At 70.9% G+C, this 5248-nt stretch carries 5 protein-coding genes, 1 rRNA gene and 1 riboswitch; of the genes, 3 read left to right on the top strand and 3 right to left on the bottom strand.

Annotated elements, in window-relative coordinates; translation table 11 throughout:
• Positions 1–92: 92 nt before the first annotated feature.
• Complete coding sequence (locus ATM97_RS00110; protein ID WP_218715840.1) at positions 93–1184, bottom strand: ABC transporter substrate-binding protein; 1092 nt, start codon at positions 1182–1184, stop codon at positions 93–95.
• A gap of 141 nt (positions 1185–1325) precedes the next feature.
• Positions 1326–1389: riboswitch (cobalamin riboswitch) on the top strand.
• Positions 1390–1443: 54 nt separating this feature from the next.
• Here ATM97_RS00110 and ATM97_RS00105 point away from each other — a divergent pair.
• The 3 genes from ATM97_RS00105 to ATM97_RS00095 are packed head-to-tail and all read left to right on the top strand — an operon-like array spanning position 1444 to position 4564.
• Positions 1444–2475, top strand: a complete 1032-nt coding sequence (locus ATM97_RS00105) for an iron ABC transporter permease (RefSeq protein WP_218715839.1) — start codon at positions 1444–1446, stop codon at positions 2473–2475.
• Entirely contained in the window at positions 2472–3533 is a 1062-nt protein-coding gene (locus tag ATM97_RS00100) for an ABC transporter ATP-binding protein (RefSeq protein WP_255586488.1), read from the top strand. Before ATM97_RS00105 ends, ATM97_RS00100 begins: the two co-directional genes overlap by 4 nt.
• Positions 3533–4564, top strand: coding sequence for an ABC transporter substrate-binding protein (locus ATM97_RS00095; RefSeq protein WP_218715838.1), 1032 nt, complete (start codon positions 3533–3535; stop codon positions 4562–4564). Before ATM97_RS00100 ends, ATM97_RS00095 begins: the two co-directional genes overlap by 1 nt.
• Before the next feature lie 21 nt (positions 4565–4585).
• On the opposite strand, the gene ATM97_RS00090 is transcribed toward ATM97_RS00095, so the two are convergent.
• On the bottom strand, positions 4586–5056 hold the full coding sequence (locus ATM97_RS00090; protein ID WP_218715837.1) for an SRPBCC domain-containing protein: 471 nt from the start codon (positions 5054–5056) through the stop codon (positions 4586–4588).
• 96 nt (positions 5057–5152) lie between these two features.
• Positions 5153–5248 (bottom strand): 5S ribosomal RNA (gene rrf, locus ATM97_RS00085); the annotation flags it as partial.

Below are 5248 nucleotides of genomic sequence, written 5' to 3'. Positions count from 1 at the left end.
TGTGCGCCTGCCCCGCCCGCGTGGCGCGAGCGCCGCGACCGGCGCCGGGGTACTGCGGATCCGCCGCAGCACCCCGGCGTCGAGGGTGGCCATCAGCCCGCCGCCGGCGCGAACGCCGCCCCGCCGGCGGTGACCGCTTCGGTGACCGCGGCGTCGAAGCGCAGGTCGAAGCCGTCGGAGGCCCTGATCTTCTTCGGCAGCTCGCCGACGGCGTCGATCGCGTCGATGGTGGTCTGCTGCCGGGCGACCAGCTGCTGGTCCAGGTGCGGGAAGGTGTAGGTGCCCAGCGATTCGACGATCCGCTCGGCGTCGTCGGCACTGACCTTCTGACTGTCGACGTAGTACTTGGTCGCCCACTCCTCGCGGTGGGTGTTGGTCCAGTGCCAGGCCCGGACGAACGCGCCGACGAGGGCGCGGGTGGCGGCGGCCTTGGCCGGGTCCTGGACGACGGCGCGGCGCGCGTAGAGGTAGGCCAGGCCGCTGTAGATCCCGGTCGTCTCCGAATCGGGGATCACCGAGGCGCCCTGGGTGCGCAGCAGCCGGGTGACGTTGGGCTCGATCAGCGGCGCCACGTCGACCTGACCGGTGCGCACGGCATCGAGGAACTCCGCGAGCTGCAGTCGGACCAGTTGCACGTCGGTGGGCTTCAGCCCCGCCTTGGTGAGCGCCTTGAGCACGGCCGCCTGCTGCGCGGTGCCCTCGGCATAGGCGATCTTCTTGCCCTTCAGGTCGGCGAGCTTGCTGATCGAACGGCCCGGCGCGACAGCCAGTTTCAACGCCTGCGGGTTGGTCTGATACGAACCGACGATCGGCACGTCCTGACCGGCGGCCAGCGCGTGGATCGGCGGCACGTCGCCGACCTGACCCACATCGGCGGCACCGGCCCGGAAGGCCTCGAGAATGGCCGGGCCACCGACGAAGTTGGCGAATTCGATCTTGAACGGCAGCTTGTCCAGCTCACCGGACAGCCGCAGCGCGGATTGCAGCCGCTCCTGCTGGTCGGCCACGACGAGCGTGGTGCCCGCGGGAACCTCGGTCGGCAGGGGCGCGTCCGGGGTGCCGACCGGTGCGTCGCTGCCGTTCGAGCATCCGCTCAGGCCGAGCGTCGCAACGGTGGCCACCGCGAGAAGCGCGGCGGTGGCACGGCCTCGCAGGCCGGGCAGGAACGTATTCGGTCGGTGCATAGAGGGATTGAATCAATCCGGGGTTTTCCCGAATAGCATTAGCCTTAGCGTGATTGGAAGACCGGTCTACCGGCCGGTCCCCCGGTAGACCGCTGGCACCGGGTGCCACGCTAGAGTTCGGTCGTCATCCCCGGCGGGTGCGGGAATCCGGTGCAACTCCGGAACGGTCGCGCCACTGTGATCGCCTCGCGGCGAAAGTCAGACCTCCCTCGCCGGGCACCCTCTGAAAGGGCCGCGCCTTGCCTCTGGAGATACCGCGATGATCCGTGCCCGGACATCGCTCGCGTTCCCCCTGCTCGGGACGCTGTTGCTGGCCGCCATGATCGGCGCGACCGGCTTCGGCGCCGAGATCGTCCCCGTGTCCGCGGTGCTCGACACCCTGGGCGCCCGCCTGACCGGGACCACACCCACCGATCTCGGCATCGACACCATCGTCTGGCAGCTCCGGGTGCCCCGCACGGTCCTGGCCGCCGTGGTCGGCGCCGGTCTCGCGCTGGCGGGCGCGGCGATGCAGACCCTGGTCCGCAATCCCCTCGCCGATCCCTACCTGCTCGGCGTCTCCTCCGGCGCGGGCGTGGGCGCGGCCGCGGTGATCACCTCGGGCCTGTTCGCGGGCGCGGGCATCTGGGCGCTGTCGGGCGGCGCGCTGGCCGGCGCGTTCGGCGCGGCGACGCTCGTCTTGCTCGTCGCCTTCGCCCAGGGCGGACTGACCCCGCTGCGGCTGGTCCTCACCGGCACCGTGCTCGGCTCGGCCTTCGCCGCGTTCAGCAGCTATCTGGTCTTCCGCAGTACCGATCCCGCCGCCGCGCAGTCGGTGTTGTTCTGGCTGCTCGGGAGCCTGGCCGGGGCGGACTGGACGACACTCGCGCTGCCGCTGGTCGTCGTGCTCCTCGCGGGTGGTGTCCTGCTGTCCATCGCCGGCTGGCTCGACGCGCTCACCCTCGGCGCGACCACCGCGTCCTCGATCGGCGTCCCGGTGAAGGAACTGCGCCTCGGATTGTTCGTGCTGCTGGCGGTTCTCGTCGGTGTGCTGGTGGCGGTGTCGGGCGGGATCGGCTTCGTCGGCCTCGTCGTTCCCCATGCCGCGCGCATGATCGTCGGCCCACGCCACCGCGACCTCCTCCCCGCCTGTGCCCTGTGCGGCGCGCTGTTCCTCGTGATCGCCGATGCCGCGACCCGGGTCCTGGTGCGCCCCACCGAGATCCCCGTCGGGGTCCTCACCGGCTTGATCGGTGCCCCCACCTTCCTGCTCCTGATGGGCCGCAGGCGCTACCGGTTCGGCGCGTCATGACCACGCACGAACACCCCGCTCCCCGTTCGGCGCCGTGCGCCGGCACCGAGCCGGACGAGCAGGGTGCCCCCTCGGCCGATTCCGCCGATGCGCATCGCGACGACAACCGGTCCGACGCACGCACCGCGGCCGACGATCCCGGCGAAGCCCGCGACCACATCCCTCGAACGGTGACCGACGATCTCCTCGGCGACGGGGTGCGCGGCACAGAGCACGGTGGCGCCGACACCCCCGAATCCCCCGCGAGGGTCGACAGCATGGCCCGCCCCGACCCCGCGCCGCCCGCAGCGGTGCGAGCATTCGAACTGACGTGCGCCGTCGGCCGGCGGAACATCGTTGCCGACGTGGACTTCTCGATCGCGCCCGGCGAGACAATCGGCATCGTCGGCCCCAACGGCAGCGGCAAAACGACGCTGCTGCGAACGCTGGCCGGTATCGGCAAGCCCGCGCGCGGCCGCGTGCTCGTCGAGGGCCGAGTGCTGCACGAGCTGCGACCACGACAGCGGGCGACCGCGGTGGCACTGGTGGCCCAGGACGAGAGCCCGCCCGCCGACATGCTCGTCGGCGAAGTGGTCGCACTGGGCTTGACACCCTACTTGCCGCCGTGGGGTCTCGGCGCGCCGCGCGAGCGGCAGCAGGTGCTGGAAGCACTGGCGGCGGTCGACCTTTCGGGTTTCGCCGACCGCCCGGTGCACCGGTTGTCGGGTGGCGAGCGGCAGCGGGTGCTGCTGGCCAGAGCCCTGCTCCAGGACACCCCGGTCCTGTTGCTGGACGAGCCGACCAACCACCTCGATGTCACCCATCAACTCGAGCTCCTCGGCCTGGTCCGTGGACTGCGCCGCACCGTCGTCGCCGCCCTGCACGATCTGTCGCTGGCCGACCGCTACTGCGATCGGATCATCGTGCTGCACAACGGCATCGCCCGCCCACCGGCACCGCCCGCCGAGGCACTGACCCCCGACGTCGTCGCCGAGGTGTTCGGCGTGGACGCCACCCGAGTCCGGCACCCGGTCACCGGCGAGGACCATCTGTTGATCACCCCGCGAAAGGCGCGCTGATGAAGAACACCGGCCGAATCCTGGCCACCACCGCCCTCGCCGCCGTCCTGGCGGCCTGCACCGGCACCTCGGCGGACACCGCGTCGACCATCACGGTGCGCAACTGCGGCAAGGACACCCGTTTCCCCGCACCCGCCCAACGGCTGTTCGTCAACGACGGCAACCTCGTCTCGATGGTCCTGGCGCTCGGCGCCCAGGACCAGGTGGCCGCGGTGTCGAGCATCCAGCGCGACGCCGACACCCTGCGCAGGCACTACGGTGCGGCCGTCGTCGACGGGCTGACCTCGGTCGCCCCCGAGTACCCGTCGCGCGAAACCGTCCTCGCCCAGCGCCCGGACGTCATGGTCGCCGGCTGGAGCTACGGCTACGACGAGGCGAGCAACCTCACCCCCGCCTCCCTCCAGAAGGACGGGGTGGCGGCCTACGTCCTCACCGAGAGCTGCCGCCAGCAGGACGGCGCTGCCGCACGCGGCACCGTCGAACCCTGGACCGCCCTGCGCACCGATCTCACTGATCTGGGCGCGATCACCGGTCGCACCGACCGCGCGGCCGAGGTCACCGCCGACCTCGATCGCAGGCTCGCCGCTCTCACCGCCGCCCCGAAACCGGCGAAGGCACCGACGGTCTTCCTGTTCGACAGCGGCACCGACACCATCTACTCCAGCGGCACGTTCGGGGCGCCCCAGGCGATCCTCGACGCCGCGGGCGCCCGCAACGTCCTCGACGATGTCGCCGACACCTGGACCAAGGTCTCGTGGGAACGTCTGGCCGCCGCGGACCCGGACGCGATCATGTTCGTCGACTACCCCGGCCAGAGCTACGCACAGAAGGTGGAACTGCTGCGCGGCAAGCCCGGCATCAACGGGCTGCGCGCCGTCCGCGACAGCCGGTTCTTCAACCTGCCGTACGCGCTGTGGACCAGCGGCCCGCTCAATATCGACGCCGCCGAGCAGATCCGCAAGCAGCTCGAAGCGTGGAACCTGGTCCCCGCCTCGACCATCACCCCGCGCGCCGACGACGCGGTGCGCTGACCACCGGCCGGGTGCGGCCGGTCAGTCGACCGTGCCGCGCTCGGCCAGGGCGGCGAGTTTGCGCAGCCCCATCCGCCAGTGCGTCTCGTTGTCGGCCGCTGTCAGCCCCTGGGGCACGTCCTCGTGCAGCACCTCCAGGTCGGTGCCGCCTCCGGCGGCGTCGCTCAGGGAGAACGTGATGGACTGCGCGCCCTCCATATCCGGCCTGCCGGTGACGAACTCCATCACCTCCACCACCCGCTCATCCGGAACCAAGGACAGGAACCGTCCGTAGTAGGCGTCGTGCTGGAGCTCAGCTATGCCCGACGGGGAGGGTTCGTCGTTGGTCACGGTGATCGAGAAGGAGCCGCCGGCCTCGGGCTCGAACCGGTGTACTTCGCAGCTCATGCCGTCCGGCATCATCCACTGCGTCACCGCGTCCGCCTCGAGCAGCAGTCGATACACAGTCGAGCGAGGCGCGTTGATGTGCGTGCCGATCCTCGTGGTCGCCATAGCTTCCACGGTAGTCCCCGAATCCGGCGCACGGGCCCCAGGACGCGAACGCAAAAAGGCCCTCCAACCGTAGTTGGAGGGCCTTTCGCAGTGATGTTCCGGCGGTGTCCTACTCTCCCACACCCTGTCGAGTGCAGTACCATCGGCGCAGGTGGCCTTAGCTTCCGGGTTCGGAATGGGACCGGGCGTTTC

The sequence above is a fragment of the Nocardia sp. MH4 genome, assembly GCF_019266065.1.
Lineage (GTDB): Bacteria > Actinomycetota > Actinomycetes > Mycobacteriales > Mycobacteriaceae > Nocardia > Nocardia canadensis.
This window is presented reverse-complemented; position numbering and strand designations above follow the sequence as displayed.

Excerpts from the sequence above, each read along its gene's own strand:
- ATM97_RS00105 (WP_218715839.1), top strand. The coding sequence starts at position 1,444 with ATGATCCGTGCCCGGACATCGCTCGCGTTCCCCCTGCTCGGGACGCTG.
- ATM97_RS00095 (WP_218715838.1), top strand. The coding sequence starts at position 3,533 with ATGAAGAACACCGGCCGAATCCTGGCCACCACCGCCCTCGCCGCCGTC.
- ATM97_RS00110 (WP_218715840.1), bottom strand. The coding sequence starts at position 1,184 with ATGCACCGACCGAATACGTTCCTGCCCGGCCTGCGAGGCCGTGCCACC.
- ATM97_RS00090 (WP_218715837.1), bottom strand. The coding sequence starts at position 5,056 with ATGGCGACCACGAGGATCGGCACGCACATCAACGCGCCTCGCTCGACT.
- ATM97_RS00100 (WP_255586488.1), top strand. The coding sequence starts at position 2,472 with ATGACCACGCACGAACACCCCGCTCCCCGTTCGGCGCCGTGCGCCGGC.